The organism is Rhizorhabdus histidinilytica, from assembly GCF_900167915.1.
Classification (GTDB): domain Bacteria; phylum Pseudomonadota; class Alphaproteobacteria; order Sphingomonadales; family Sphingomonadaceae; genus Rhizorhabdus; species Rhizorhabdus histidinilytica.
Genome location: NZ_FUYM01000009.1, coordinates 193,096 through 217,929, shown reverse-complemented (window position 1 = coordinate 217,929; position 24,834 = coordinate 193,096). Strand labels below are relative to the sequence as shown.

The window sequence follows — 24,834 nt, the reverse complement described above, 5'->3', positions numbered from 1 at the left end:
GACACGCATGCTCAGAGGGCGGCGATCGATCCGAGCCGGGCGACCAGCGCGTCGACCGTCACCCTCACCCGCGGCGTCATGCCCCTGGATTCGAGCCACAGGGCATGGATCGGCAGGCGCGGCTGCGCAACGTCGAGCAGGATCGGCACCAGCCGCCCCTCGGCCAGGTCCTCATGGACCAGCCAGGTGGGAAGCTGGGCGATGCCCAGCCCGGCCCTGACCGCGTCGGCGATCGTGTCGAAGCTGCCGAAGCGATGGCGGCTCCGGACCGACAATCGCCGGAGGTCGCCCGCATCGCCGCGAAACGCCCAGGCTTCCTCCCGTCCCCGGCTGAAATGGGTGATGCAGGCATGGTCCGCCAGCGCGGCGGCCGAGGCCGGCGGCGGCGCCTTCGCGAAATAATCGGGAGCGCCGCAGATCACCAGGTCCTGGAAGCCGATCTTGCGGGCGATCAGGCCCAGGCTGTCGGACAGCGCGCCGATGCGGACCACCAGGTCGTAGCCCTCCTCCGCCAGGTCGACGAAGCGGTTCTCGAACGAGATTTCGAAGGTGAGCTGCGGATAGTCGCGGGCGAGGTCGAACAGGATCGGCATCACCCATTTCCGTCCGAACAGGTCGGGCAGGTTGACCCGCAGGCAGCCCGACGGCGATCGCTTGCGGTCCGCCAGTGCGGCCTCGGCCGCCTCCAGCTCGGCCAGGGCGCGGACGCAGCTCTGGTAGTAGGCGCGTCCCTCGTCGGTCAGGCTCAGGTGCCGCGTGGTGCGGTGGAACAGCCGCACTCCCAGCCGTTCCTCCATGCGGGCGACGGCCTTGCTGACCGCCGACTGGGAAAGGCCCAGCCGGTCGGCGGCGCGGGCGAAGCTGCCCGACAGTTCGGCCTGCACGAAGGCGCGGATGCCATTCAGCCGCTCGCTGGAGATCATCGGTTCACCTGATAGTTTTTGTCCTGATCATGATGATCCATTACCGCAAATACGATTTTCTTTCCATGATAGAGCTGCCTTGCGGCCGGGCGCCCATCGTCGGGGCCGGCAGGAGGATTCTATGTCATTGGAAAACAAGACGGTCGTGGTCATCGGCGGAGGCTCCGGAATAGGATTGCTGGTGGCCGCGAAGGCGATCGAGGAGGGCGCCCGGGTGGTCATCGGCGGGCGCGGCGAGGTGCGGCTGGCCGAGGCCGTGGCGCGTCTCGGCGAGCGATCGCGGGCGCATCGGGTCGACACCGCCGACAAGGGATCGATCCGCCGCTTCTTCGATGGTGTCGGGGCCTTCGACCATCTCTTCATCTCGGCGGCGACCTATGCGCTGGGGCCGATCGACCAGATCGACGACGAGACCGCCGAAAGCCCGTTCCGTTCCAAATTCTGGGGGCAGTACTGGTCGGTTCGCGACGCGCTGCCGCACCTCGCCAGGGACGGGTCGATCACCCTGATGGCCGGCGCGGCGGGAGCCCGTCCGCTCAAGGGAGCTTCGGCCTATGCCGCCTGCAACAGCGCGATCGAGGGGCTTGGCCGGGCGCTCGCCGTCGAGCTGTCGCCGATCCGGGTCAACACCGTGTCGCCGGGCACGATCGACGGCAATCTCTGGCGCCAGCGTCCGGCAGAAATCCGAGAGGCGGCCTTCGCGGCGATGAGCGAGATCTCGCTCATCGGCCGGCCGGGAACCGAGGAGGAGGTGGCGGACAGCGTCCTCTTCCTGATCCGGAACCGCCTGATCACCGGCTCCACCCTCTATCCCGATGGCGGCTATGTGTTGCGCTGAGCGGAGGACCGGACGGTGACGCCGCACATCCGGATCATCACGCCGCATGTGGCGCCAGTGCCGCGCAAGCTGGCCGAGGTCGACGACCTCGCCCGGCGGTTCGGCCTGCGGATCTCGCAGGCCAACATCGCCGAGGGCCCACGCGCGATCGAGAGCCGCCATGACGAGGCGCTGTGCGCGGCCGGCGTCGTCGCGGCGGCTCGGGCGGCGGAGGCCGAAGGCGTGGACGCGGTGATCGTCGACTGCTTCGCCGATCCGGCGCTGGACGCGGTCCGCGAAACGGTCCGCATCCCGGCCATCGGACCGGGCGAAGCCGGCCTTCACGCGGCCGCCCAGTTCGCCCGCCGCTTCGGTATCGTCACCATTCTCGACGCGGTCGTGCCGATGATCGAGGATCGGGTCCGCCTCGCCGGATTGTCGCACCGCCTGGCCGGGGTGCGGGTGATCGACACGCCGGTGCGGGAGATCGACGGCGATGAGGCGCGGCTCGCCGCCCGGCTGGTAGAGGCGGCGGCGCGGTCGGTGCTGGAGGATCGCGCCGACCTCGTCCTGCTCGGCTGCACCGGCTTCCTGGGGATCGACCGGGGCGTCGAGGCGGCGCTGCGCGAACGGGGGATCGCGGTGTCGGTGTTGAGCCCGCTGCGCGTCGCCGTCATGGCGGCGCTCCTCGCCCTGCAACTGGGCCTCCGGCACTATCCGACGCCCTGCTCGCCGGTGGTCGGCTGAGCCACCGGGCCTGGATCAGCCCAGCGGATCGGCATCGTCGGCCCATCCGTCCCCGGCGCGGGGCGGCAGGCCCAGCAGATCGCGGATCGGGTCGTAGAGCTCGACCATCGACATCGTCCTCGACAGGATCAGCCGCTCGCGGCGGACGAGACCGACCCTGACCGTTCGTCCCTGTGCCAGCCGGGCCGAGGGCAGCGGCTCGCCGTCCTCGCCGAACAGCATGATCAGGTGGGGAAAGCAGCTCCGTCGGCCGCCGGCCGTGACGAGCAGATATTCGTTGACGAAATCGACCCGGGTGCGGTGCCGGTCGTCGAGCACGACATGGCCGACATCGAGCCCTTCGCGTTGCCCGCAGACATATTCCGCGATCCCACCCTCGGCGATCCAGGCGAGACCCATGCCCGCCTCCAGCCCGGCCACCCCCTTGTCGAGGAATACGCGGCCGATGGCGATCGCGCGCGAGATCGCGCCGGGCGCGCCCTGCCGGGCCGCGAAGCCGATGTCGACCGGGTTGCGGGCTGCGGCGATGATCCCGCCTGCCTCGACCGCCGCGCGGGTGACGATCGCTGCGGCGCTCCCGAGCGGGCCGGTGACGACCCCTTCGACATAGCGCTCCTCCGGGCCGCCGGCGAAGGCCTGGAGCGACCGATGGTCCGGATGGCGATGGAGGCCGAGCGCCCCCATCAGCCCGGTCGGATGGGCCCGGCCGTTGCAGGCGAGATCGACCATCGGCAGGCCCGAGGACAACGACTGGAACCAGCCGTTGAGGGTCGTCTCCGCACCGTTCTCATTGGTGTTGAGCGCCGCCAGGCCGGGGCAGCCATGCGCGCGCAGCAGCGCCAGCGACCGATCGAGATGCGCGCCGCTCACCAGCGGATCGGTCGAGGAGGGCGCGCCGACCATGGCGACCGTCGCCGTGATCGCATCGACGGGGAATTCGTCGACGCTCCACAGCCAGGGCCGGCCGGCCGCCAGTGCCGCCCGCGCGCGGTCGAGCCCCGCCTCGACGAGGCCGCCGCCGCCGCCGCCGAGGATGCAGCCGCCGATCACGGCGGCATGGATATCATCGGAATCGAGCCGGTGCTTCATGGGTGGATATCGCTCAGAACTTCGCCGACAGCTCGATGCCGTAGGCGCGGGGCTGGTTCGGCTGGACGAAGGCGATCCCCGCCGCGGTCGGCGTGAAGTTCGACAGGAAGCGTTCGTTGGTCAGGTTCTGGACGAAGCCCGCGAGGCTCCAGCCGCCCCGTTCCAGCGCGATCCGCGCATCGACGAAGGTCTTGGGCGAGGTGGCGACCCGGTTGGCGAGATCGTAGAAGATCCGACCTTGGCGCCGCGCACCGACATGGAGCAGCGCGTCGACATCGGACGAGACCGGCAGGCGGTAGTCCGCGCTCGCGTTCATCGTGTAATCGGGGGTGTCGGGCAGGTCATTGCCGATGAACATGTCGGTCGCATCGAACCGCTTCACCCGGCCCAGCACCACCCCGTAGCTCGCCTGCACGGTCAGCCCGTCAACCGGTCGCGCCGAGAGGTCGATCTCCACGCCGTCCGAGGTCGCCGAAGCGATGGTGACGATGTTCTGCGAGCTGTTCCCGCCATCGGCGAGGAAGTAATAATAGGGCCTGTTGCTGAACTTGATGTGATAGAGCGAGGCGTTGAGCGAGACGCTGTTGTCGAGCAGGTCCAGCTTGGTCCCCGCCTCGTAATTGTCGGTCACCTCGGCGCGGATCAGCCGATCCGCCACCGACAGATAGGGGTTGAAGCTACCGCTGCGGAAGCCTTGCCCATAGGTCAGGTAGAAGAGCGCGTCGGGGGTGGCGTGGAAGGCCAGGCTCGCCTTGGGCTGGAGTCTGGCGAAGGTCTTCGTCGATCGCGACACCGGTCCGGCCGTCAGGCTCTCCGCCGTGCGGCGATCCTCGTCATAGCGGGCGGCCAGGGTCAGTTCCAGCCGATCGGTCAGCTTGTAGATCAGGTTGGCGAACAGCGCCCAGGACCGGCTTTTCGTGACGTCGAGGCCGTTGAGCAGGAAGGGACCCTGCAGCCGGGGATCGTCGAGCCGGGTCGGCACCGGACCGCCATCGTCGAGATAGGACGGGATCTGCGCGATGTTGAAGATGCGCCGCTTCTGGAAGAAGGCGCCGACGACGTAGCGCAGCGCCGACGATCCGTCGGAGGTGAAGCGCAGCTCCGAATTGAACGCGCGCACCCGGAAGCCGACATGCTGGGTGAGTATCTGCGCCGGGCCGAAATCGAGGTCGCCGAAGCCGGATTCGCGGCTGCGGCTGTAACCGGTCACCGAGGTGATGGTGCCCGCGTCCAGCGCATAGTCGAGCTTCAGCGACGTGCTGAACAGCCGGGTCCGCTCGCGCGAGGGAAGGTTGCTGCGGATCTTGAGATCGCTGACGTCGGGATCGATCCGGTCGGTCGTCGAATAGGGGATGATGGTTTCGTAGGCGAAGCCGTTCTTGGTGTCGGTATAGCCGATCCGCGCGTCGGCCTTGAAGTCGCCATAGACCGCGACGGTGCGCGCGCGGACGCCGTAGGCGCTGAAGAAGTCGGCCTTGGTGCCGAGCGTGACGTTGGGGATCAGGCCGTCGCTGTGGCGGCGGAAGCCGGCGACGCGGACGAAGAGGTGGTCGGGGACGATCGGACCGCCGACCCCGGCGGCAAGGCGATAGGTGTCGCCGTTGCCGTAGCTCGCCTTGGCGAAGCCCTCGAGGTCGTTGCCGGGCGCCTTGGTGTAGATGTTGATCGCGCCGGCCGACGCGCCCTGCCCGTAGAGCGCGCTCTGCGGGCCCTTCAGCACCTCGATCCGTTCGATGTCGAACAGGTCCTGGTTGATCAGGTCGAGCGCGGGCGCCTGGACGCCGTCGAAGTTGACGACGATCGGCGAGTCGCCGCCCTGCGGGGTGGAATCGCCGCGCGCGGTGAGGTTGAACACGCCCTGGCGGAAGGAGGGGAGCAGCGTGACGTTGGGCGTCAGCGCGACGAAATCCTTCACATTGTTGATGTTCGACCGGGCGATGACCTCCGCCGAGAAGGCGGTGATCGTGTCGGGAATGTCCTTCAGCTTTTCCGAGCGCATCCGCGCGGTGACGACGATGTCGGTCTGGTCGCCGGCCTCGGTGCCGCCGGCGACGGTCGTCTGCGCCTGAACCGTGCCGGCGGCCAGCGCGGCCAATCCGGCGGCGAACAGCATCTTGTATTTGGTTCGCATGTCGAGCCCCTCTTTTCTCCCATTGGAGGGACGAGTGTAGCGGCTGATCGAAATTCCTGTTTCCGCAAAGAAATCTCTTCAGTCGATACAAATAGTCTCGAATGCGGCTGGGGCCTTCCTTGCCGTCGGGCTCGATCGCGACTTTAATTATGGCGGGATTCCGTTAGGAATCAGTCTCATGAACGATATCGGCGCGCCGCCGCGCATAGAGCATGTCGCGATCATCGGCGCAGGGTTCTCGGGCAGCCTGCAGGCGATCAACCTGCTGCGGCACGACGGACCCCGCGTCACCCTGATCGAGAGGCGCGGCAGCTTCGCGCGAGGCGTCGCCTATTCGACGCCCGACGAGGCCCATCTCCTCAACGTCCGGGCCGCGAACATGAGCGCGCTGCCCGACGATCCCGACCATTTCGTCCGCTGGCTCGCCGCCGCCGGCAAGGGGCGGCCGCAGAGCTTCGCGTCGCGGCGCGACTATGGCCGCTATCTGGACGAGTTGCTCCAGGCGACGATGCGCGCCGCACCGGGGCGGCTCACGCTGCGGCGCGACGAGGCCGTCGAGCTGGCGGTGCGCGACGACGGCGTCACCGTCGGCTTCGCCGGTGGGGAGCGGCTGGCCGCCGACGCGGCGGTGCTCGCGCTCGGCAACCTGCCGCCGCACGACCCGCCCGGCTTTGCCGCCGCGACGCTGCCGGCCGACCTCTATGTCGCCGATCCCTGGGCCGGCCCCGAAGCAGGCGCGCTCGCCGCCGGGCTGGGCGCGGACGACACCGTGCTCGTCGTCGGCACCGGGCTGACCATGGTCGACGTCGTCTTGAGCCTCGAGGCGCAGGGCTTTCGCGGGCGGATCGTCGCCATCTCGCGGCGCGGGTTGGCGCCGCGCGTCCATGGCGATGCCACGATGCCGTCGTCGGCGCTGACGGAGAAGCCGGCGATGCACGGATCGGCGCTGGTCCGCTTCGTCCGCGAGCGGGCCCGCCAGGTCGGCTGGCGCGCGGCCGTCGACGAACTGCGTCCCCATACCCAGGCGATGTGGCTGTCCGCACCGCTCGCCGAGCAGACCCGCTTCCTGCGCCACCTGCGGCCCTGGTGGGACGTCCACCGCCACCGGCTCGCGCCCGAAGTGGCGGCGCGGCTCGACGCGCTCCGCGCTGCCGGCCATCTCCGCGTGATCGCCGGGAAGATCGATGCGGTCGAGGCCCGCGACGATCACCTCGCCATCGCCTGGCGGCCCCGCCATGGCGGGACGCCCGGGCACCTCCTCGTGCGGCGCGCGATCAACTGCACCGGGCCGCAGGGCGATCTGCTGCGCACCCGCGAGCCATTGCTGCTCGGGCTGCTGGCGGCAGGACAGGTCCGCCCCGATCCCCACCGCTTCGGCATCGACGTCACTGCGCAGGCCGAGACGATCGACGCGGCGGGCCGCGCCCATCCGCGCCTGCTCGCGCTCGGTCCGATCACGCGCGGCGCCTTCTGGGAGATCGTCGCCGTCCCCGATATCCGGGTTCAGAGCTGGTCGGTCGCCCGCCGGCTGAGCCATGCCCATTGGGTCGAGGGCGAGGGCCTCTGATCAGGCCGGCGGCCGGGTCCCGATCACCACAGGTCGCGCGCGCGGCGGATCGCCAGGAACCGCGCCTCCCGGCCGGCCTGGTCGAACGCCGCCCGCACCGCCGGCCGGTCGAGGCGGAAGAACAGGTTGATCTCCTCCTCCTCGGCCATGGTGGTGAAGCGCGGCGTTGCCCCGATGGTTTCGAGCAAGGCGCGCGCGGCCCGGTTGTCGGGTTCGTGCCGCAGGGTGAAGGCTAGGTTGCGGGCGAGATAGTCGTGGCCCGGATAGAGACGGGTGCGCGGGTCGAGCGTCCGGCGCAGCCGGTCGACCGTCGCGAACAAGGTGGGGCCGTGGCCGCCATAGCCGACATTGCCGACCCCGGCGCCGAACAGCGTGTCGCCGCACAGCAGGAAAGGCTCGCCCCCGCCCCAACCTTCGCCCTCGCCGAGCAGGCCGATGTGGGTCATGGTGTGGCCCGGCATCTCGATCACGCGCAGCCGGCAGCCCGTGCCGATGGCGATCTCGTCGCCTTCCGCCAGTGTCCGGTCGATCGTCTCGATCACACCGGCGGCGGCCTTCGGCGCAAGCACCTGGGCGCCGGTCGCGCCACGGAGCTGTGCGTTGCGGCCGGCATGGTCCCAATGCTCATGGGTGTTGACGATGTGGGTGACGGTCAGGCCGTTGGCGCGTGCCGTCTCCAGCACCAGGTCGATGGAATAGGGATCGATCGCGGCCGCCTCGCCGGTGTCCGCGCACCAGGCGAGATAGGCGACATGGGCGAAGGCGTTGCCGGTCGCGGTGGCGAGCAGCGGCATCAGGCCGCCTCGGCGACCACCGCTTTCACATTGTCGAAGAACAGCGCGAAGTTCATCTCCGACAGGCGCCTGGCCTCGTCCTCACCCATGTCGACCGGGATGAAGGTGGATCGCAGCAGCAGCACGCTGGCGCGGTCGCCGGCGGGGATCACCTTGGCGACGCCGCGATAGTCGGCGAAGGGGACGATCCCGCCGGTGTCGACGATCCGGTAGCGCATCTCCATCTCCGTCGCGTCGAAATGGTCGCAGCGTTCGACCACGACGCCGTCGCCGAGATGGCCTTGCGTCCGCATCCGGCGGACCATGCCCAGCCCGGCGCCAGTGAATGTCATCTCCCCGACGAAGCCGCGGCCCGCCAGCCGCTGTCCCTCGGCAGTGGAGACGAGTTCCCAGACCCGTGCCGCCGGGGCGTCGATTATCGAGGCGCGTTCGTTGACGACCATGTCGTTGCTCCCTTGGTGCTGCGTTGCATCAGCCGTTCAGGTCCCATTGCAGCTTCATCTTGTGGACCTTCAGGACCAGGCTGTTCTCGATTCCGGCGATGTCGGACTGCCCATAGAAATGGGTGGTCAGGAAGTCGCGATAGTCGTCCTGCGACTTGTGGTAGGTGGCGATGCTCAGGTCGAAGCGGCCGAGCACCATGATCAGGTAATAGACCTCCGGGATCGCCGAGAGCCGCTTCGCGACATCGTCGATCGAGGTGCCGGCGGCGACCTTGACGAAGGTCAGCCCGTTGAAGCCGTAGCCCATCGCGGCGGGCAGCGCCTCGGCCTGGATGGTGATGACATTGTCGTCGAGCAACTGGCGGACCCGGTTGCGTACCGTCCCCTCCGACACGCCGACCTGCGCCGCGATCGCAGAATAGGCCATGCGCCCGTCCTGCTGGAGCAGGGCGATGATCTTCCGGTTGAGCTCGATGCCCTCGGGCGAGCCGTCGTCGCCGCCGTCCCTGGGGGCGCGGCCGCGCTTAGGTGCGTCGGGATATATGGGCATGCGGGTGATCCTGCCTGAAGCCAATGGGGGTACTTTCTGTGCCTTACGTAGCTTTGATGCTCAATATCTGCGGAATCCGCCGAATAAAGTCAATATCATTGCGGATATCATATTTGAAGATTGACAATATGATCGAATCGTAGCCATAAGCTGAGAACATTGATGGATTCGTAGGGAAATGATGCAAGCCGTGGCCAAATCCGCCATCCAGCCCCGATCCGCTGCGCTTCTCCGCGAAGGCGAGGACGGGCTGTTCACCCAGAGCTGGTTTCCGCTCTGCCTGTCGGCCGACCTGAAGGCGGGCGAGGTGCGCGGCTTCGATTTCCTCGGCGGCCGGGTCGTCGCGCTGCGCGACGCCGACGGCGCGGCGCGGGTGTTGAGCGCCTATTGTCCGCACATGGGCGCCGATCTCTGCACTGGCGAGATGATCGACGGCACGGTGCGCTGTCCCTTCCACTTCTGGCGCTACGGGCCCGACGGGCGCTGCGTCGCGACTGAGTCCGGCGATCCGGTGCCGCCGACGGCGAAGCTGTTCGCCTTCCCGACCGCGGAGAAATATGGCTGCGTCTTCGTCTTCAACGGCACCGAGCCGCTGTTCGACCTGCCGGATTTCCCGAAGCCGCCCGAAGGGCTGGTCTGGAAAGTCGGCGAATGGGACGTCGAGATGCCGGTCGATCCCTGGGTGATCTGCTGCAACACGCCCGACATGCAGCATATCCAGGTGGTCCACGGCATCAGCTTCGACGAAGGCGAACCGCACCGGGACGTCGAATGGACCACCCATTCGATGAACTACCGCTTCCAGGGCAGGCTGCGCGATGGCACCCCGATCGGCTTCGCTGTCGGGATCTACGGCACCAGCATCTATTGGCAGCATGGCGAGTTCGACGGCCGCTGGTTCGGCTTCGTCGCGCCGATGGGCCTGCCCCGGCCGGGCCGGTCGCGCCTCTTCTTCGCGGTGGCGGTGGAGGACGATCCCGCCGATCCCGAAGGCACTCGCGCCTTCCTCGACGCGATGTACGATCTGGAGGTCGGCATCGCGACCGAGGACCTGCCGATCGTCCGGCGGGCGCGCTTCAAGCCGGGGACGCTGACCCGCAGCGATCGCACGCTGGCGCGCTTCTTCGATTATCTGCGCGCCCATCCGCGCGCCCATCCGTCCGCCAGCCACATCAGCTAGGCGACCGAAAAAGGGGAGGGGACATGAGCCTGCTGACCGAAACCGACCTTGCCGAGATCGGCGCCGTCCTGCCGCGCCTCTACGCGGCGGTTGGCTGGAACACGGCGAAGGCGCCCGACTGGGACGTCTTCCGCCGCTGCTGCCACCGCCAGGCGGTGCTGGTGCCCATGGGAAGCGGCGCGGCGACGCCGGTGCCGCTCGACGCCTTCGTCGCCGGCATGGAGGGGCAGCGCGCCTCCGGCGCGATCCGCAGCTTCGACGAGGTCGAGCTCGGCCATCGGATCGAAGGCTATGGCAACCTCGCCAGCGTGCGCAGCAGCTTCGTCGCGACGATCGACGGGATCGACCGGCGCGGCGTGACCTTCGCCCATCTGGTCCGGGAGGAGGGGCGCTGGCTGATCCTGGCGGCCGCCTGGGAGAATGAGCGCGAGGGGGCCCCGCTGCCGGCCGACCTGATCTGATCGCATCGACGCAAACCAACGCAGTCGAGGGGGGAGATTCGACATGGAACGACAGGGACATCACCGGCGCATCGTCGCCGCACTTCTGACCACGGTGAGCCTGGCGGCGCTGCCGTCGCCGGCCGCCGCCGCGCAGCCGGCCGAGGACCGGACCGGCGCCGACAATGGCGAGATCGGGACGATCGTCGTCACCGCGCGGCGCCGTGAGGAGAATCTGCAGAACGTCCCCGACACCATCACCGCCTTCTCGCCTGCGGTGATCCAGGAGCGCCGGCTCGATACGATCGGCGACTTCCTGCAGCTCACGCCCAACGTCAACATCACCGCCGACCAGGACGCCGCGACCAACAATATCTCGATCCGCGGCCTGGGATCGAACCGCAACCAGGCGGCGGCGGTCGCCTTCTCGGTCGACGGGGTGATCCTGCCCGACGCCGACGCCTTCACCATGGATTTGAGCGATGTCGAGCGGCTCGAGGTGCTCAAGGGTCCGCAGGGCGCGCTCTACGGCAAGGGTGCGATCGCCGGCGCGATCAATATCACCACGCCCCGTCCGACCGATAAAATCGAGGGCAAGGCCGAGATCGGCTATGAGAGCGGCGACATCTTCCGCGCCTTCGGCGCGATCGGCGGCCCGATCGCCGGCGACAAGATACTGGCGCGGCTGAGCGTCCTCTATCGCAACGGCGACGGCACGATCGACAACGACCTGATCGGCAAGCCCGCCAACCCGCAGGACCAGTTCCGCATCCGCGGCCGCGTGATCCTGCAGCCGAGCGACGCGCTGGAGGTCGACCTGCGCGCCTCCTGGTACGACGAGAAGGCGGGCTCGGTCTATTTCAGCGGCTTCGACGTGCTGGGTACGACGGGCGGCGCGATCACCGAGGATATCGCCGGCCGCAACCCTCGCTATGACGGCCCGTCGAGCACCCGGCGCAAGGTCGCCGACCTGTCGATGCTGGTCAATCTCGACACCGCGATCGGCACACTGACCGCGATCACCGCCTATGACGACATCAAGGTCGATTTCCACGAGGATATCGAGATATCGCCCTTCCCGCTGGTGCCCGACACCAACCAGCTCCGCCGCACCAAGGGCTTCAGCCAGGAGCTGCGCCTGACCTCGCCCGGGGACCAGAGGCTGCGCTACATCCTCGGCGGCTATTACCAGCGGACGACGCGCGCGATCCGCAACGTCGTCACGCTCGACCTCTGCCTGTTCGCCGGGGCCTGCTTCGCGCCGGGCGGCGGCTTCACCTCGGCCGGCGTGGTCACCGCGACGCTTGCCGACTATGCCTCGCGCACCAACCAATATTCGCTGTTCGGCCAGCTCAACTACGACCTGAGCGACCGGATCGAACTGACCGCCGCGCTGCGCTACGACACGATCGACGGACGGCAGAACGACAAGGCCGCCGGCATCGTCGACACGGCGACCTTCTCGCGGCTCCAGCCCAAGGTCAGCCTGTCCTATCGCCCGACCGACGACCTCACCCTCTACGGAACCTATTCGCAGGGCTTCAAGAGCGGTGCATTCAACCCGGTGTCGGCGGGCCCCGGCTTCCCGCGGGTCGTGGCGCCGGAGGTGTCGAAGAATTACGAGCTGGGCCTGCGCACCAGCCTGTTCGACCGGCGGGTACGCGCCAATGTCGCGGCCTTCTACACCCAGCATCTCAACCCGCAGATCTTCCAGCTCGACCCAGCGACCTTCGGGCAGGGGTCGCTCAATGCGAAGGAGGCGCGGATCAAGGGCTTCGAATTCGACGTCGTGGCGCGGCCGACCCGCTTCTGGGACCTCAACGTCGCCTTCGGCTATGTCGACGCGAAGATCCACGACTTCAACGGCGTCACCAACGCCTATGTCGGGCAGCAGCTTCCCAACGCGCCGAAATACACCCTCAACCTCGGGACCGGCTACCGCCTCCCCCTAAAAGACGACTTAAGCCTGCGGGTGCGGGCCGACTACAAGCTGACCGGACGCGAATCGTTCCAGGATTTCCAGTTGCCGACCAATCCCGATCTCTATCTGTACCAGAAGGCGTTCGGGCTGCTCGACGGGCAGATCGGGCTGGAGGCCGACCGCTGGGCGGTGACCCTGTTCGGGCGCAACCTGCTCAAGCGGCGCTACGCGACCTCGGCCTTCTCGCGCTACATCTTCTCGGTGGCGCTGGTGCCGCTGGGCACCGATGCGGTCCAGCCCGATCCCGGCCGGACCTTCGGCGTCGAAGCGCGGGTGCGCTTCTGATGGCGGCGCAGAGCTTCCACCTTCGCCCCGGCGGCGAGAAGGCGTTCGGCTACGCCCAGGCGGTGCGGGTCGGCGACACACTCCACATCGCCGGCTCGCTGAGCCTCGACGAGGATTTCGCGCCGCTCCATGCCGGCGACATGGGGCGCCAGATCGGCGCGGCCTATGACGCGATCCGCCGCACGCTCGCCGCATTCGGCGGGACGCTCGCCAATGTCGTGCGCGAGACGATCTACGTCACCGACATGGATGCATTCATCGCGGCGAACGACGTCCGCATGGAGGCCTATGCCGGCTGGCATCCGGCGACGACCGCGGTCGAGGTGCGGCGTCTGGCCTTCCCGGAATGCATGGTCGAGATCGAAGTGACGGCGGTCCTGTGACCTTACCCGGCCGGGTCTGGCGGGCCGATCCGCCGAGCATCCGGCCGGTGCCGCTGGAGGGCGATCTCGCCGCCGAGACGCTGGTAATCGGCGCCGGCTTCGCGGGTCTCGCTGCCGCGCTCGAACTGGCCGGGGCGGGGCGCTCGGTCGTGCTGCTCGAAGCGGGGGAGATCGGCGACGGCGCGTCGGCGGCCAGCGCCGGGCAGGTCGCGCCGCTGATGTACGGCGCGCGCCGTACCCCCGAACAGGTGGCGGCGACGCTCGGCGCCGTGCGCGGGGCGCGGCTCAACCGCAGGGTCGCGGCGTCGGGCCGCTGGCTGTTCGACCGGATCGTCGCGCTCGGCATCGACGCACAGGCGCGCCACGGGCTCGTCACCGTCCATCGCGGCGAGGCGAGCCTCGCCGCCGCCGCCGGTCTCTATGCGCAATGGGAGCCCTATGGCGCGCGGGTCGAGCCGGTCGATCGCGACGAACTGCGCGGGCTGGTCGGGTCGGATCGCTATGCCGGCGGCTATCGCTGGGTCGACGGTGGGATCGTCGATCCGGCGCGCCTGGTCGACGGGCTCGCATCCGCCGCCGCCCGCGCCGGGGCGATCATCCATACGCGCAGCCGGGTGATGGCGCTACGCCGGCTGGCGGCGGGCTGGGAAGCGCGCACCGCGGCCGGCGGCGTCGCCGCGCGCCACGTCATCGTCGCGACCGGCAGCGCCGGGCTGCCCGCCTGGCCAGACCTCGCCCGCACCGTCTATGCCGCGCCGGTCGCGATCGTGGCGACCGCTCCGCTTGCCGACCGGGCCGCCGCGTTGCTGCCCCGGGGCGGTCCGATCGCAGACCTCGACGACAAGGCGGTCTTCTCGCCGGCGGTGACGGCGGACGGGCGGCTGCTGGTCAGCTTCCTGATGAACGGGCTGCGCGCCGATCTCGATCGCGCCCCCGGCCCCGCCCGGCGTCGGCTCGCGCGCGCCTTTCCCGACTGGCCGCAACCGCCCTTCGAGACGCTGTCCTGGGGCCAAGTCGCCCTGACTCCCGACGGCCTGCCGCGATTGATCCGGGGCGGGGAGGGGCTGGTCGGCGTGACCGGGTGCAACGGTGCCGGGCTGACGCTGGGCATCCTCGCCGGGCGCGAGGCCGCGCGCTGGGCGATGGGCACGGCCGAGGACGAACTGGCCCTGCCGCTGTCGCCGGCCAGGCCCTTGCCGCTGGCGCGTGCCATGCCGGTGCTGCTGCGCAACCTGCTCGTGCCGATCGCGAACCGGATCGGCGCCTAGGCCGCCGCCTCGATCACGCGCGCCATCGTCCGCGCGCCGGGACGGGTGCCCTTCTCGCGCGCTTCGAGCAGCGTCGAGGCCACCTTCCAGGTCCGTTCGTTGTCGACGTCGATCGCGCAGGCGCCGTCGGGCAGGATGACCGGCTCGATGCGCAGCCGGAAGCGGCGGCCGATCCGCGCCAGCGCCCCCGCCAGCGACAACCGGCCGAGCAGCATCAGTGCGACATTGGCCAGGCCGGCGGCGGCCACCAATCGCAGCGGCTTCTTGGCGAACTGGCCGCCGCTGCGGAAGCTCTCCGCCGCCGTCACCGCCCGGCGGCCGGCGAAGGCGTAGAGATTGCAGTTCGAATAGGCGTCGTCGCGGAAGCGGTAGAAGCGCCGCTGCCCCTCGGGATGTGCGCCGAGCACCGCCGCCTGCGTCGCCATGGCGATCGCGACGTCGGCGCCGCGACCGAGCGTCTCGACCATGCGCCGCACCGCATGGGGGCGCAGCAGGACGTTGTCGGCGGTGGTGACGACGATCGGCCCCTCGATCCCGTCGGTCGCGGCGAACACGCTGTCGGCCAGATTGTCGGCCGCCGCGACGAAGTCGACCGGCGGCGGGCCGTCCTGCAGCAGGACGCGCAACGCGCCGAACATCGCCGGCTCGACGACGATGATGATGCGGCGGCAGCCCGGCGTAGCCGACAGCGCCGCCGCGACATGCGCGATCAGCGGCGCGCCGCCGACCGGCACCAGGCATTTGTGCGACAGGCCGTGTGCCGTGGCGAGTGGATCGACCCGGCCGGCGCGCTGCGCCGACAGGATGATCGCGGTGAAGCCTGCCTTAGGCTGCGACACGATCGGGGACCTGTCCGCCGAGCAGGCCGTGGCGGTCGAGGCTCTCGGTCAGGATCGTCTCGATCAGTTCGGCATGGCTCCAGCCGATCTGCGCCGCCGCCATCGCGATCGTCTTGCGCGACCAGAGGTTGCAGTTGAGGTTGACCTCCATGAAGCTCAGCGCGCCGGTTGCGGCGTTAAGGCGGAACTCGAAGCGGCCATAGTCGAAAGGCAGGAATTCCCTCATGATCTCGATCGACTGCCGCGTGGCCTCGATCCGGACGCGGTCGTCATCGAGCGGCCGGATCGCATAGGCCTGGTCGTCGATCAGGTTGCGCTTTTCCAGATAGGTGCGGAGATAGCCTGGGTCGTCCTGCTCGACGATCTGCACCGGCAGGACGAAGGGCTCGCCGTCGAGGGTGATCACCGACACCTCGATGTCGTGGCCGGGGATGAACGGCTCGACGATCACGTCATGGCCTTCCTTGTGGAGGCGGGTGACGGCGGCGCGGACATCCTCCAGGTCATGGGCGGCGCTGATCCCCCAGCTCGCCGAGGAGGCGTTGGGCTTGACGACGTGCCTGGCGGCCGGTGGGCAGAGCGACAGGTCGATCGGCGCGCCGCGCCGGAACAGCGCCCAGGGCGCGGTCGGCAGGCCGCGCGCGACCGCGACCCGCTTGGCGAGATGCTTGTCGTCGGACAGGCCGCGCAGGATCGGGCTGGCGCCGAGATAGGGGATGCCGCGCCGCTCGCAGAGCAGCGGCAGCAGCATCTCCGAATTGAGGAAGCCGCCGCGGTTGAGCAGCGGGAAGACGAAGTCGACGTCGGGCGCCGCGAACAGAGCCTCGTAGCCGTCGGCGAGGTGGAGATCGAGGCCCATCCCCTCCAGCACCGCGCGCATCTCGCGATGATAGGTGGCATGGGTGCCGTCGGTCGGGTGGAGCCCGCCGTCCCAATGGACGTGCCTGGCGATGAACATGATCCGCAGGGCGCGCTTGGCCGCCGCGGGAAGCGCACGGGGCGCCGCGATGCGAGTCATTCCGGTTCTCCAGGCCCGGCCCCCGGGCCGGGGCCATGGTAGGTGGGCGATGTGACGCCGCCGCTACGATTTGGTTGCGAGATGATGCGCCAGCAGCGCGCCGTAGCGGCCCTCGCCCAGCCCGCGCCGCGCCGCGCGCTGCGGCATCAGCACGCCGGGCTTGCCGTTGCCTTCGATCAGCAGCGGCCCCTGCGGCGTGAAGGCGACATCCCAGCCGATCAGCACATAGTCGGCGAAGGCGCGGGCATGGGCGTCGACCACCAGCGCAGTCGCCGCGTCCCAGTCGGGCAGCGTCCGGCCGGCGATCGGCGCGCCGGTCGCGGGGTGGATGTCATGGTCCTGCCCGCCATAGCCGAAGCAGGCGCGGCCGAGCGCGCCGTCGGCCAGCGCGACCGGCACGATCAGCCCGCCCGCCTTCATATTGTCGACCCGCGCGCGCGGGTCGGACGCGCAGCGGAAGGTGGCGCTGACCACCTCGGGCGTGCCGGCCTCGTCGATCATCGTCACGATCCGCACCGTCGGCAGCGCGCCCAGCGCGATGTCGGCGAGCGCCGGGTGGACAGTGATCAGCGGCTGGACAAGCATGTCCTGCTTCAGTCCCCGCAGCCGCGCACGAAGGGCGGCGCCGTCCGCCACCGGCCCCAGCATGTGCAAGCCCTCGCCGCCCTCGCCGCGCACCGGCTTGGCGATCAGCGGCCGGTCGGCGGGATCGGCCCGGATCTCGACCGCGCCGCCGGTCACCGTCGCCACCGTCTCGGGGCAGGGCAAGCCGGCCGCGCGGCAGCGCTCGGCGAAGCGGCCCTTGTCGGCGAGCGCGCAGCCGGCGGTCCAGCCGAGCGGGTTGATCCGCCTGTTGATCGCGGCGTCCTCGAACCGGCGGACATAGAGGTCGAGCTGGCCGGCCTCCTCGATCCGGAACAGCGCGATGTCGTTCGGGTCGGCGAAACGGGCGCGGGCGATCGCGATGGCGCGGCGGCGCCAGGCGTCGTCGAGGCCGAAGCGGCGCTGCACCCGCGCGGCGCGGCGCGGGATCCACAGGTGGAAGCCCAGGCCGACCACCGCGTCGACCGCCGCGCGCAGCGGCCCGCGTGCGGCGCGCCGCTCGGCATAATGCGGCGCCAGGAAGGGAGCGGCGACCGGACGGACGATGCCGGGGAAGAGCGGCCACGCCTTCCGCAGATAATAGAGCCTGTCGTAACCCGCCATCATCGACCCCGCAGCCGTCTCGCGGGATCGTCATATATGTCGGTTAGCGTGACGCTTTCGGGTCGGACCTGGGCGCATGGGCACTATCATCATCTATGTTCACGATCTGCGGTCGAGCGGGGTGGTCCGCGACGCGCTGATGCTGGCCGATCATATCGCCGGCCGTCACGAAACCATCCTCGTTGCCGGCCATGGCGAGGGCTTCTTCCGCGAAGAGGCCGAACGGGGCCGCTATCGGCTGGTGATCCTGAAGGATCGGCCGAGCCCGGCTGCCTCGCGCATCACCGCCGCGCAGCCGCTGCGCCGCTGGCTGCGGCACCAGCCGCCGGCGGTGCTGCTGTCGATGGGCAATCACGGCCATGCGACCGCCTATCTCGCCTGTCGCGGGCTCGGCCATGTCCGCCGCGTCTACCGGATCAGCAACGAGGTGACGCGCGGCGACGGCCTGCGCGGGGCGTTGCGGATGCACTGGATGGAGCGGCTGATCGCCGACGCGGCGCGGATCGCGATCGTCGGCACGGCGCTGCGTCGCGCGCCGATGCTGGCCCGTGCGATCGGGCGCGGCCAGGCGCTCGAGATAGCGAGCGGGGTCGACGGCGATCATGCGCGGGCGATGGCGGCGGCGCCTGCACCGCACCTCTGGCTCGACGCTGAGGTTCCCGTCGTGCTCGGCATCGGCCGGCTTCGCCCGCAGAAGAATTTCGACCTGCTGATCGAGGCGGTCGGCATCGCCCGCGCCGAACGGCGGCTGCGGCTCGTTATCCTCGGCGACGGCACCGGCGAAGAGCGCAGCCGGCTCGAACAGCTCGCCGCACGCGCCGGGCTGGGCGAGGATTTCCTGCTCGCCGGCGAAACCGCCAACGTCTTCGCCTGGGCGGCGCGTGCGGGCGTGTTCGTGCTGCCGTCGCGCTGGGAAGGCTCGTCGGTCGCGCTGCTCGAGGCGATGGCGGTCGGCGTCCCGGTGATCGCCTCGCGCCTCGCCGGTGACGCCGCGCAGGTGCTCGACGAGGGGCGCTACGGCCTGCTCGTCGGCGGAGATGACCGCACCGAGCTGGCGCGCGCGATCCTCGTCCAGCTCTCGGGCTATGCGGTGCGGCCGGGCGACCGCGCGTGCGCCTATGGCCTGCCAGGCGCCGCCTATCTCGACCTGATCGAGGCGGTGATGGCCGAGATGGACGGCACGGCGCGGGTCGCCGCATGAGCGCCAGCCTGGCGGCTCATCAGGGCGGGGCGGTCTTCGCGCGGATGGCGCGCAACCTCGCCTGGCTGCTCGGTGGCCGCGGCTTCCAGGCGGTGGCGAGCCTGCTCTATCTGGGGCTCGCCGCGCGCACCCTCGGCCCCGCCCGCTTCGGGGAGTTCACGCTGGTCCTCGCTTATGGCCAGGCGATCGCCAATGTCGCGCAATTCCAGTCGTGGCAGACGGTGATCCGCTACGGCACGATCCACATCGTCGCCGGCGCGCGTGACCGGCTCGGCCGGCTGCTCGGCCTCACCACCCTGTTCGATTGTGGAGGGGCGATCCTCGGCGCGATCGCCGCGGCGGCGGGGGTTGCGCTTGCCGCCGGCTGGCTCGGCTGGGACGCGGCCGAGCGGGGCCGCGCCGCCTGGTTCGGGGTCGCGCTGCTGCTGTCGATCGGCGCGACGCCGACCGGCATGCTGCGCCTCGTCGACCGCTTCGACCTCACCACCGGGTGCCAGACGGTCGGCCCGCTGGTGCGGCTGGCGGCGTCGATCGCCGCCTGGGCGACCGACGGCGGCATCGGCCTGTTCCTGGCCGGCTGGGCGGGCGCCGCGCTGCTCCAGCATGGCGCGACCTGGCTCGCGGCGCTGACCCGCACCGGCCTGCCGGTCGCGATCGGCCGGCGGCGCGCCCGGCGGGCGGTGTGCGAGAATGCGGGCATCTGGCGCTTCGCCCTCACCACCAACGCGGCGGGCACGATCGGGCTGCTCGGCGAACAGCTCGCGACGCTCGCGGTCGGCGGCGCGGCGGGGGCGACCGCGGCTGGCGGCTTCCGCATCGCCAGCAAGGTCGCCCGCGCGCTCGCCAAGCCGATCCAGATCGCCGCGCGCGTCCTCTATCCCGAACTGGCCCGGCTCCACGCCAGCGCCGATCATGCGACCCTCGACCATGTCATGGCGCGGGTGTCGCGCTATGCGATCGGCCTGTCGCTGGCGGTCGTCGTCGTCGCGCTGGCGGGCGGCGGGTTGCTGATCGGCCTGTTCGCTGGGCCAGGCTACGGCTTCGCGCGCGACATGCTGGCGGTGATGGCGATCGGCGTCGCGATCGACCTGTCGGGCTTCGCGCTCGAACCGTTGCTGGTCGCGCACGGCCGGGCGGGGACAGTGCTCGCCATCCGCGTCGCCGGCACCCTCCTGCTCGGGCTGCTGATCCTACTGTTGCTGCCCGGCCTCGGCGCGATGGCGGCGGCGGTCGCGACGGTCGCGGCGTCGCTGGCGATGCGGGTCGCTCTGGGTCGGGCCGCGGCCGCGTAACAGGATACTTCCACCCCGCGCGATCAGGCTCTAAGCCCGCGCGATGAGCAATCTCTATTCGCGCCTCGCCGCCGGCTTTCCCGATCCCGCCACCCCCTTCGCCCATCTGCCCGACGGCAGCGTCGTGACCTATGGCGACGTCGACCGGCGATCGGCGGCCTTCGCGCATCTGCTGCGCGGAGCCTGCGTCGGCATCGGCGACCGGGTCGCGGTGCAGGCGGAGAAGAGCATCGACATGCTGATGCTCTATCTCGGCGCGCTGCGGGCGGGGGCGGTCTTCCTGCCGCTCAACACCGCCTATACGGCGGGCGAGCTCGACTATTTCATGCGCGACGCCGAACCCGCGCTGTTCGTCTGCGATCCGGCCGCGTTGCCGGCGGTCGCGCCGCTCGCCGAAGCGGCGGGCGTGCCGCGGGTCGAGACGCTCGGCGCCGACGGCGGCGGCAGCCTCGCCGCGCTGCTCGCCGGCCAGCCGGAGAGCTTCGACGATGTCGCGCGGGACGACAAGGACCTCGCCGCGATCCTCTACACCTCGGGCACGACCGGCCGCTCGAAGGGGGCGATGCTCAGCCACGACAATCTCGGCTCCAACGCCTTCACGCTGCGCGAGGCCTGGGCCTTCACCGGCGGCGACGTGCTGCTCCACGCCCTGCCGATCTTCCACACCCACGGCCTGTTCGTCGCGACCAACACGATCCTCGCGGCGGGGGCTTCGATGATCTTCCTGCCGAAGTTCGACGCGGCCGAGGCGCTGCGCCAGCTTCCGCGCGCGACGGTGATGATGGGGGTGCCGACCTTCTATATCCGCCTGCTCGACGAGCCCGGCTTCACCCGCGACCATGTCGCGCACATGCGGCTGTTCGTGTCGGGATCGGCGCCACTGTCGGCCGACATCCACCGCGAGTTCCGCGAACGGACCGGCCACGCCATCCTCGAACGCTACGGCATGACCGAGACCAACATGAACATCTCCAACCCCTATGACGGCGATCGGATCGCCGGCACGGTGGGCTTGCCGCTGCCCGGCGTGTCGATCCGCATCGCCGATCCCGAGACGGGGGCGGAGGTGCCGCAGGGCGAGGTCGGCGTGGTGGAGATCGCCGGCCCCAATGTCTTCCAGGGCTATTGGCGGATGCCGGACAAGACCGCGGCCGAGTTCCGCGACGGCTGGTTCGTCTCGGGCGACCTCGGCCTGGTCGACGCGCGCGGCTATGTCACGCTGGTCGGCCGCGCCAAGGACCTGATCATCTCGGGCGGCTACAACGTCTATCCGGCCGAGGTCGAGACCGCGCTCGACGAGCTGCCGCAGGTCCATGAATCGGCGGTGATCGCCGTCCCGCACCGCGACCTCGGGGAGGCGCCGGTCGCGGTGATCGTGCCGCGCGACAAGGGCTATGCCGACGCCGATGCGATCCGCGCCGGCCTCGCCGACACGCTCGCCCGCTACAAGCAGCCGCGCGCCATCCTGTTCGTCGATGCCTTGCCCAAGAATGCGATGGGCAAGGTGCAGAAGGCGCTCCTGCGCGAGGAGCACAAGGATTTGCTGGCGGGGTAAGGGCGCCTGCCTGGCCCACCATCGTCATGCTGAACTTGTTTCAGCATCCGCCAGGCCGCTCAGGCTGGTCGGGAGGGAGTACGAGCCGCTGTTACAGGAACCGTTGGGGCAGGGCCCGGCCTCCCGGTGGATGCTGAAACAAGTTCAGCATGACGGCTCCGCTCAGGGCACCGGTGTCGGCAGCGGCTCGCCCGCGTAGAAGGCGGTGAGGTTGGCGAGCAGCATCTCCTTCATCCGCCGCACGGCCGCGTCGGTGGCGCCGCCGGTGTGGGGGGTGAGGATGGTGTTGGGCACGTCGGCCCAGCGCTCGGCCGGGGTCGGCTCCTGCGCATAGACGTCGAGCGCGGCGGCGCCGAGCCGGCCGTCGCGCAGCGCGGCGATCAGCGCGTCCTCGTTGACCACCTGGCCGCGCGCGACGTTGACGAGCAGCCCTTCGGGGCCGAGCGCGTCGATGACGGCAGCGGAGATCATCTTCTCATTGTCGTGATGCGCGCGCGCCGCGACGACCAATATGTCGCTCCACGCGGCGAGTTCCTCCAGGGTGTCGACGCGCGGCCAGGCGGCGTCGGGCTTGGGGTTCGGGCCCCACCAGCGCGTTTCCATCCGCATCACCTCGGCGCGGCGGGCGACGGCGGCGCCGATGCTGCCCAGCCCGACGATGCCGATCCGGGCGCCGTCGAGCGATCCGGTGATCATCTTCGCGCCCCGCTTCCATTCGCCGGCACGCACCATCCGGTCGCCCGCGACGATCGCGCGGCGCTGGGCCAGGATCATGCCGATGGCGTGATCGGCGACGTCCTCGTGATTGGCGTCGTGCGCATGGCAGACCTGGATGCCGCGGGCGCGAACGGCGGCGACGTCGACCCCGTCATAGCCGACCGTGAAGCAGGCGATCAGGCCCAGCTTCGGCATCTGGTCGATCAGCTCGGGCGGCAGCCGGAACTCGCCGGCCATGATCAGGGCGCTGACCTCCGCCAGCCGGGGCGGGTCCTTCTCCTCCCAGAGCGCGATCATGTCGTAATGCTGGGAGAGCTGGGGAACGAGCAGGCCGAGATGCGGCTGCACGACGGCGATGACGGGACGATCGGACATGGGGCCTGTCTAGGGTTCGCGTTCCCGAAAGGGAAGCGCCCCCCGCAACCGAGTGCCGCGACGGCGGTTACCCCTCCATGGAGACCCGGACCCAGCCCTCCGCCGCGCCGGTCGTCGAGACCGACGTGCCCGCCCGGCTCGATCGCCTGCCCTGGAGCCGTTTCCACTGGCTCGTCGTCATCGCGCTCGGCATCACCTGGATCCTCGACGGGCTGGAGGTGACGCTGGCCGGGTCGGTCGCGGGGGCGCTGCGCGAGAGCCCGGCGCTGCGCTTCTCCGCCGCCGACGTCGGGCTGGCGAACAGCGCCTATCTGGCGGGTGCCGTCGTCGGATCGCTGCTGTTCGGCTGGCTCACCGACCGGCTCGGGCGCAAGCGGCTGTTCAGCCTCACCCTGCTGCTTTACCTCGCCGCCACCGCCGGGACCGCCTTCGCCTGGGATCTGCCCAGCTTCGCGCTGCTGCGCTTCCTGACCGGTGCCGGGATCGGCGGCGAGTACAGCGCGATCAACTCGGCGATCCAGGAACTGATACCTGCCCGGCGGCGCGGTTGGACCGATCTCGTCATCAACGGCAGCTTCTGGGTCGGCGCGGCGCTGGCCGGCGGGGTGTCGATCGTCCTGCTCGACCCGCGCCTGTTCGATCCCGATCTCGGCTGGCGGATCGCCTTCTTCTCGGGGGCGGCGATCGGCCTCGCCATCCTGCTGCTGCGCCGCTTCCTGCCCGAAAGCCCGCGCTGGCTGATCATCCACGGCCGGCCGGCCGAGGCCGACCGGATCGTCGCCGGGATCGAGGCGCGGATCGTCGGGAGCGGCCAGGCGCTGGCGCCGGTAACGGGCAAGGCGCGGCTGCGCGGCCGCCGTTTCACACCGCTGGGCGAGGTGTTCCGCACCATAGTGTGTCGCTATCCCGACCGCGCCCTGCTCGGGCTGGCGCTGATGGCGGCGCAGGCCTTCTTCTACAACGCGATCTTCTTCACCTATGCGATGATGCTGACCGACTTCCACGGCGTCGCCGCCGATCGGGTCGGCTGGTACGTGCTGCCCTTCGCGCTCGGGAACGTGCTCGGACCGCTGCTGCTCGGCCGGCTGTTCGATACGGTCGGGCGCCGGCTGATGATCGTGTCGACCTATGCGCTGTCGGGGCTGCTGCTCGCAGCGACGGGGCTGCTGTTCCGGCAGGGGCTGCTCGACGCGACGACGCAGACCTTGTGCTGGAGCGTCACCTTCTTCTTCGCCTCGGCGGCGGCTTCCTCGGCCTATCTCACCGTCGCGGAGAGCTTCCCGATCGAGATACGCGCGCTGACCATCGCGATCTTCTACGCGCTCGGCACCGGGCTGGGCGGGGTGCTGGCGCCCTGGCTGTTCGGCCTGCTGATCGAGAGCGGATCGCGCGACCAGGTGCTGGGCGGCTATCTGCTCGCCGCCGCGCTGATGGGCGGGGCGGCGCTGCTCGCCTGGCGGCTCGGCCTCGCCAGCGAGCGGCAGCCGCTCGAAAGCGTCGCCCGCCCGCTGTCATGGCATGAGGATTGATCACCGCATCCGCTCCTCAGGATGAGCGGAGGTGGGGGCATCGGACCAGGACGCCGTTCGCCTTCAGGCTGCCTCGGCTTCCCGGCTCACCCTGGTGATGGTGAGCAGGCGGCGATGGCCGTCGCGGCCCGGCCACAGGATCGACTGGCCCTCGCGCAGGCCGATCAGCCCCGCGCCGACCAGGGTCAGGATCGAGACCTTGCCCGCATCGATGTCGGCGTCCTTGGGATAGACGAGCTGCACGGTGCGCGACGTCCCGTTCGCCTCGTCGACGAACTCGACGTGCGAGAGCATGGTGACGACGTCGGCGGGGATGCGCGCCGCCTTGTAGAGCGTGGCGCGCTCGATCTCCTCGAGCAGCAGCTCGCTGACCTGGGGAATGCGTTCCTCGGCGGCGACGGCCATGTTGGCGAGCGTCTCGGCCTCGGAATCGATCATATGGATGGCCGGACGCCGGCCCGCCTTCTTCTTCATCATGGTGCCTTTTCCGGATAGGGGTGCGCG

Annotated in this window: 24 protein-coding genes; 13 read left to right on the top strand and 11 right to left on the bottom strand. The window is 70.1% G+C overall.

Annotation, left to right across the window (positions count from 1 at the left end; genetic code table 11):
• Window positions 1–11 precede the first annotated feature (11 nt).
• Window positions 12–923 carry a LysR family transcriptional regulator gene (locus B5X82_RS19215; RefSeq protein ID WP_079649787.1) on the bottom strand — a complete coding sequence of 304 codons (912 nt, stop codon included), beginning with the start codon at window positions 921–923 and terminating at the stop codon, window positions 12–14.
• A gap of 121 nt (window positions 924–1,044) precedes the next feature.
• Between B5X82_RS19215 and B5X82_RS19210 the strand changes: the two genes are divergently transcribed.
• Both B5X82_RS19210 and B5X82_RS19205 read left to right on the top strand, forming a co-directional pair.
• Window positions 1,045–1,761: an SDR family oxidoreductase gene (locus tag B5X82_RS19210; protein WP_079649786.1), complete on the top strand. Its 717-nt coding sequence runs from the start codon at window positions 1,045–1,047 to the stop codon at window positions 1,759–1,761.
• Window positions 1,762–1,776: 15 nt separating this feature from the next.
• Window positions 1,777–2,487: an aspartate/glutamate racemase family protein gene (locus tag B5X82_RS19205; RefSeq protein WP_079649785.1), complete on the top strand. Its 711-nt coding sequence runs from the start codon at window positions 1,777–1,779 to the stop codon at window positions 2,485–2,487.
• A gap of 15 nt (window positions 2,488–2,502) precedes the next feature.
• On the opposite strand, the gene B5X82_RS19200 is transcribed toward B5X82_RS19205, so the two are convergent.
• Window positions 2,503–3,576 (bottom strand): S-methyl thiohydantoin desulfurase domain-containing protein, encoded by a 1,074-nt coding sequence (locus B5X82_RS19200; protein WP_079649784.1) that lies wholly within the window; start codon window positions 3,574–3,576, stop codon window positions 2,503–2,505.
• 13 nt (window positions 3,577–3,589) lie between these two features.
• Window positions 3,590–5,707: a TonB-dependent receptor gene (locus B5X82_RS19195; RefSeq protein WP_079649783.1), complete on the bottom strand. Its 2,118-nt coding sequence runs from the start codon at window positions 5,705–5,707 to the stop codon at window positions 3,590–3,592.
• Window positions 5,708–5,885: 178 nt separating this feature from the next.
• Here B5X82_RS19195 and B5X82_RS19190 point away from each other — a divergent pair, with 178 nt between their 5' ends.
• Entirely contained in the window at window positions 5,886–7,274 is a 1,389-nt protein-coding gene (locus B5X82_RS19190) for an FAD/NAD(P)-binding protein (RefSeq protein WP_079649782.1), read from the top strand.
• Between the two features lie 23 nt (window positions 7,275–7,297).
• Here the strand turns inward: B5X82_RS19190 and B5X82_RS19185 are convergent, their stop codons facing one another.
• From B5X82_RS19185 to B5X82_RS19175, 3 genes are read right to left on the bottom strand one after another with little or no spacing between them, the layout of a single operon-like run.
• Window positions 7,298–8,068 carry a hydroxyacylglutathione hydrolase gene (locus B5X82_RS19185; protein WP_079649781.1) on the bottom strand — a complete coding sequence of 257 codons (771 nt, stop codon included), beginning with the start codon at window positions 8,066–8,068 and terminating at the stop codon, window positions 7,298–7,300.
• On the bottom strand, window positions 8,068–8,511 hold the full coding sequence (locus B5X82_RS19180) for an SRPBCC family protein (RefSeq protein ID WP_079649780.1): 444 nt from the start codon (window positions 8,509–8,511) through the stop codon (window positions 8,068–8,070). Before B5X82_RS19180 ends, B5X82_RS19185 begins: the two co-directional genes overlap by 1 nt.
• 28 nt (window positions 8,512–8,539) lie before the next feature.
• The gene (locus tag B5X82_RS19175; RefSeq protein ID WP_079649779.1) at window positions 8,540–9,061 is read right to left on the bottom strand and encodes an Lrp/AsnC family transcriptional regulator; all 522 of its coding nucleotides are present in this window, start codon (window positions 9,059–9,061) and stop codon (window positions 8,540–8,542) included.
• Between B5X82_RS19175 and B5X82_RS27265 the strand changes: the two genes are divergently transcribed.
• From B5X82_RS27265 to B5X82_RS19150, 6 genes are read left to right on the top strand one after another with little or no spacing between them, the layout of a single operon-like run.
• Entirely contained in the window at window positions 9,060–9,185 is a 126-nt protein-coding gene (locus B5X82_RS27265; protein ID WP_268878249.1) for a hypothetical protein, read from the top strand. The two genes, B5X82_RS19175 and B5X82_RS27265, sit on opposite strands and share 2 nt — an antisense overlap.
• A gap of 57 nt (window positions 9,186–9,242) precedes the next feature.
• Window positions 9,243–10,241, top strand: coding sequence for an aromatic ring-hydroxylating oxygenase subunit alpha (locus tag B5X82_RS19170; protein WP_079649815.1), 999 nt, complete (start codon window positions 9,243–9,245; stop codon window positions 10,239–10,241).
• A gap of 23 nt (window positions 10,242–10,264) precedes the next feature.
• Window positions 10,265–10,702, top strand: coding sequence for a hypothetical protein (locus B5X82_RS19165; protein ID WP_079649778.1), 438 nt, complete (start codon window positions 10,265–10,267; stop codon window positions 10,700–10,702).
• A 43-nt stretch (window positions 10,703–10,745) separates the two neighbouring features.
• Window positions 10,746–12,947, top strand: a complete 2,202-nt coding sequence (locus B5X82_RS19160; RefSeq protein ID WP_079649777.1) for a TonB-dependent receptor — start codon at window positions 10,746–10,748, stop codon at window positions 12,945–12,947.
• Entirely contained in the window at window positions 12,947–13,330 is a 384-nt protein-coding gene (locus tag B5X82_RS19155) for a RidA family protein (protein ID WP_079649776.1), read from the top strand. Before B5X82_RS19160 ends, B5X82_RS19155 begins: the two co-directional genes overlap by 1 nt.
• Complete coding sequence (locus tag B5X82_RS19150; protein WP_176152624.1) at window positions 13,327–14,598, top strand: NAD(P)/FAD-dependent oxidoreductase; 1,272 nt, start codon at window positions 13,327–13,329, stop codon at window positions 14,596–14,598. Before B5X82_RS19155 ends, B5X82_RS19150 begins: the two co-directional genes overlap by 4 nt.
• On the opposite strand, the gene B5X82_RS19145 is transcribed toward B5X82_RS19150, so the two are convergent.
• The 3 genes from B5X82_RS19145 to B5X82_RS19135 form a co-directional block, all read right to left on the bottom strand.
• Window positions 14,595–15,437, bottom strand: a complete 843-nt coding sequence (locus B5X82_RS19145) for an NTP transferase domain-containing protein (RefSeq protein WP_079649774.1) — start codon at window positions 15,435–15,437, stop codon at window positions 14,595–14,597. The genes B5X82_RS19150 and B5X82_RS19145 overlap by 4 nt on opposite strands.
• The gene (locus tag B5X82_RS19140) at window positions 15,424–16,455 is read right to left on the bottom strand and encodes a D-alanine--D-alanine ligase family protein (protein ID WP_079649773.1); all 1,032 of its coding nucleotides are present in this window, start codon (window positions 16,453–16,455) and stop codon (window positions 15,424–15,426) included. Before B5X82_RS19140 ends, B5X82_RS19145 begins: the two co-directional genes overlap by 14 nt.
• A gap of 63 nt (window positions 16,456–16,518) precedes the next feature.
• On the bottom strand, window positions 16,519–17,664 hold the full coding sequence (locus B5X82_RS19135) for a sugar-transfer associated ATP-grasp domain-containing protein (RefSeq protein ID WP_079649772.1): 1,146 nt from the start codon (window positions 17,662–17,664) through the stop codon (window positions 16,519–16,521).
• A gap of 73 nt (window positions 17,665–17,737) precedes the next feature.
• Between B5X82_RS19135 and B5X82_RS19130 the strand changes: the two genes are divergently transcribed.
• Genes B5X82_RS19130 through B5X82_RS19120 form a run of 3 tightly spaced genes read left to right on the top strand, consistent with a single transcriptional unit; the run spans window position 17,738 to window position 21,709 of the window.
• Window positions 17,738–18,862 carry a glycosyltransferase gene (locus tag B5X82_RS19130; RefSeq protein WP_079649771.1) on the top strand — a complete coding sequence of 375 codons (1,125 nt, stop codon included), beginning with the start codon at window positions 17,738–17,740 and terminating at the stop codon, window positions 18,860–18,862.
• Window positions 18,859–20,154 carry a lipopolysaccharide biosynthesis protein gene (locus B5X82_RS19125; protein WP_079649770.1) on the top strand — a complete coding sequence of 432 codons (1,296 nt, stop codon included), beginning with the start codon at window positions 18,859–18,861 and terminating at the stop codon, window positions 20,152–20,154. Before B5X82_RS19130 ends, B5X82_RS19125 begins: the two co-directional genes overlap by 4 nt.
• 43 nt (window positions 20,155–20,197) lie before the next feature.
• A complete protein-coding gene (locus B5X82_RS19120; RefSeq protein WP_079649769.1) occupies window positions 20,198–21,709 on the top strand; it encodes a malonate--CoA ligase in 1,512 nt (503 codons plus the stop codon).
• 162 nt (window positions 21,710–21,871) lie between these two features.
• Here the strand turns inward: B5X82_RS19120 and B5X82_RS19115 are convergent, their stop codons facing one another.
• Complete coding sequence (locus tag B5X82_RS19115) at window positions 21,872–22,801, bottom strand: 2-hydroxyacid dehydrogenase (RefSeq protein ID WP_079649768.1); 930 nt, start codon at window positions 22,799–22,801, stop codon at window positions 21,872–21,874.
• A 77-nt stretch (window positions 22,802–22,878) separates the two neighbouring features.
• On the opposite strand from B5X82_RS19115, the gene B5X82_RS19110 reads away from it, so the two are divergent.
• Entirely contained in the window at window positions 22,879–24,330 is a 1,452-nt protein-coding gene (locus B5X82_RS19110) for an MFS transporter (protein ID WP_079649767.1), read from the top strand.
• A gap of 63 nt (window positions 24,331–24,393) precedes the next feature.
• Here B5X82_RS19110 and rnk read toward each other — a convergent pair whose 3' ends face one another.
• Window positions 24,394–24,807 carry a nucleoside diphosphate kinase regulator gene (gene rnk, locus B5X82_RS19105; RefSeq protein WP_079649766.1) on the bottom strand — a complete coding sequence of 138 codons (414 nt, stop codon included), beginning with the start codon at window positions 24,805–24,807 and terminating at the stop codon, window positions 24,394–24,396.
• Window positions 24,808–24,834 lie beyond the last annotated feature (27 nt).

Coding starts and splice junctions, on each gene's coding strand:
- B5X82_RS19215 (WP_079649787.1), bottom strand. CDS start 923: ATGATCTCCAGCGAGCGGCTGAATGGCATCCGCGCCTTCGTGCAGGCC.
- B5X82_RS19210 (WP_079649786.1), top strand. CDS start 1,045: ATGTCATTGGAAAACAAGACGGTCGTGGTCATCGGCGGAGGCTCCGGA.
- B5X82_RS19200 (WP_079649784.1), bottom strand. CDS start 3,576: ATGAAGCACCGGCTCGATTCCGATGATATCCATGCCGCCGTGATCGGC.
- B5X82_RS19195 (WP_079649783.1), bottom strand. CDS start 5,707: ATGCGAACCAAATACAAGATGCTGTTCGCCGCCGGATTGGCCGCGCTG.
- B5X82_RS19190 (WP_079649782.1), top strand. CDS start 5,886: ATGAACGATATCGGCGCGCCGCCGCGCATAGAGCATGTCGCGATCATC.
- B5X82_RS19185 (WP_079649781.1), bottom strand. CDS start 8,068: ATGCCGCTGCTCGCCACCGCGACCGGCAACGCCTTCGCCCATGTCGCC.
- B5X82_RS19180 (WP_079649780.1), bottom strand. CDS start 8,511: ATGGTCGTCAACGAACGCGCCTCGATAATCGACGCCCCGGCGGCACGG.
- B5X82_RS27265 (WP_268878249.1), top strand. CDS start 9,060: ATGCGGGTGATCCTGCCTGAAGCCAATGGGGGTACTTTCTGTGCCTTA.
- B5X82_RS19175 (WP_079649779.1), bottom strand. CDS start 9,061: ATGCCCATATATCCCGACGCACCTAAGCGCGGCCGCGCCCCCAGGGAC.
- B5X82_RS19170 (WP_079649815.1), top strand. CDS start 9,243: ATGCAAGCCGTGGCCAAATCCGCCATCCAGCCCCGATCCGCTGCGCTT.
- B5X82_RS19165 (WP_079649778.1), top strand. CDS start 10,265: ATGAGCCTGCTGACCGAAACCGACCTTGCCGAGATCGGCGCCGTCCTG.
- B5X82_RS19160 (WP_079649777.1), top strand. CDS start 10,746: ATGGAACGACAGGGACATCACCGGCGCATCGTCGCCGCACTTCTGACC.
- B5X82_RS19155 (WP_079649776.1), top strand. CDS start 12,947: ATGGCGGCGCAGAGCTTCCACCTTCGCCCCGGCGGCGAGAAGGCGTTC.
- B5X82_RS19140 (WP_079649773.1), bottom strand. CDS start 16,455: ATGACTCGCATCGCGGCGCCCCGTGCGCTTCCCGCGGCGGCCAAGCGC.
- B5X82_RS19135 (WP_079649772.1), bottom strand. CDS start 17,664: ATGATGGCGGGTTACGACAGGCTCTATTATCTGCGGAAGGCGTGGCCG.
- B5X82_RS19130 (WP_079649771.1), top strand. CDS start 17,738: ATGGGCACTATCATCATCTATGTTCACGATCTGCGGTCGAGCGGGGTG.
- B5X82_RS19125 (WP_079649770.1), top strand. CDS start 18,859: ATGAGCGCCAGCCTGGCGGCTCATCAGGGCGGGGCGGTCTTCGCGCGG.
- B5X82_RS19120 (WP_079649769.1), top strand. CDS start 20,198: ATGAGCAATCTCTATTCGCGCCTCGCCGCCGGCTTTCCCGATCCCGCC.
- B5X82_RS19115 (WP_079649768.1), bottom strand. CDS start 22,801: ATGTCCGATCGTCCCGTCATCGCCGTCGTGCAGCCGCATCTCGGCCTG.
- B5X82_RS19110 (WP_079649767.1), top strand. CDS start 22,879: ATGGAGACCCGGACCCAGCCCTCCGCCGCGCCGGTCGTCGAGACCGAC.
- rnk (WP_079649766.1), bottom strand. CDS start 24,807: ATGATGAAGAAGAAGGCGGGCCGGCGTCCGGCCATCCATATGATCGAT.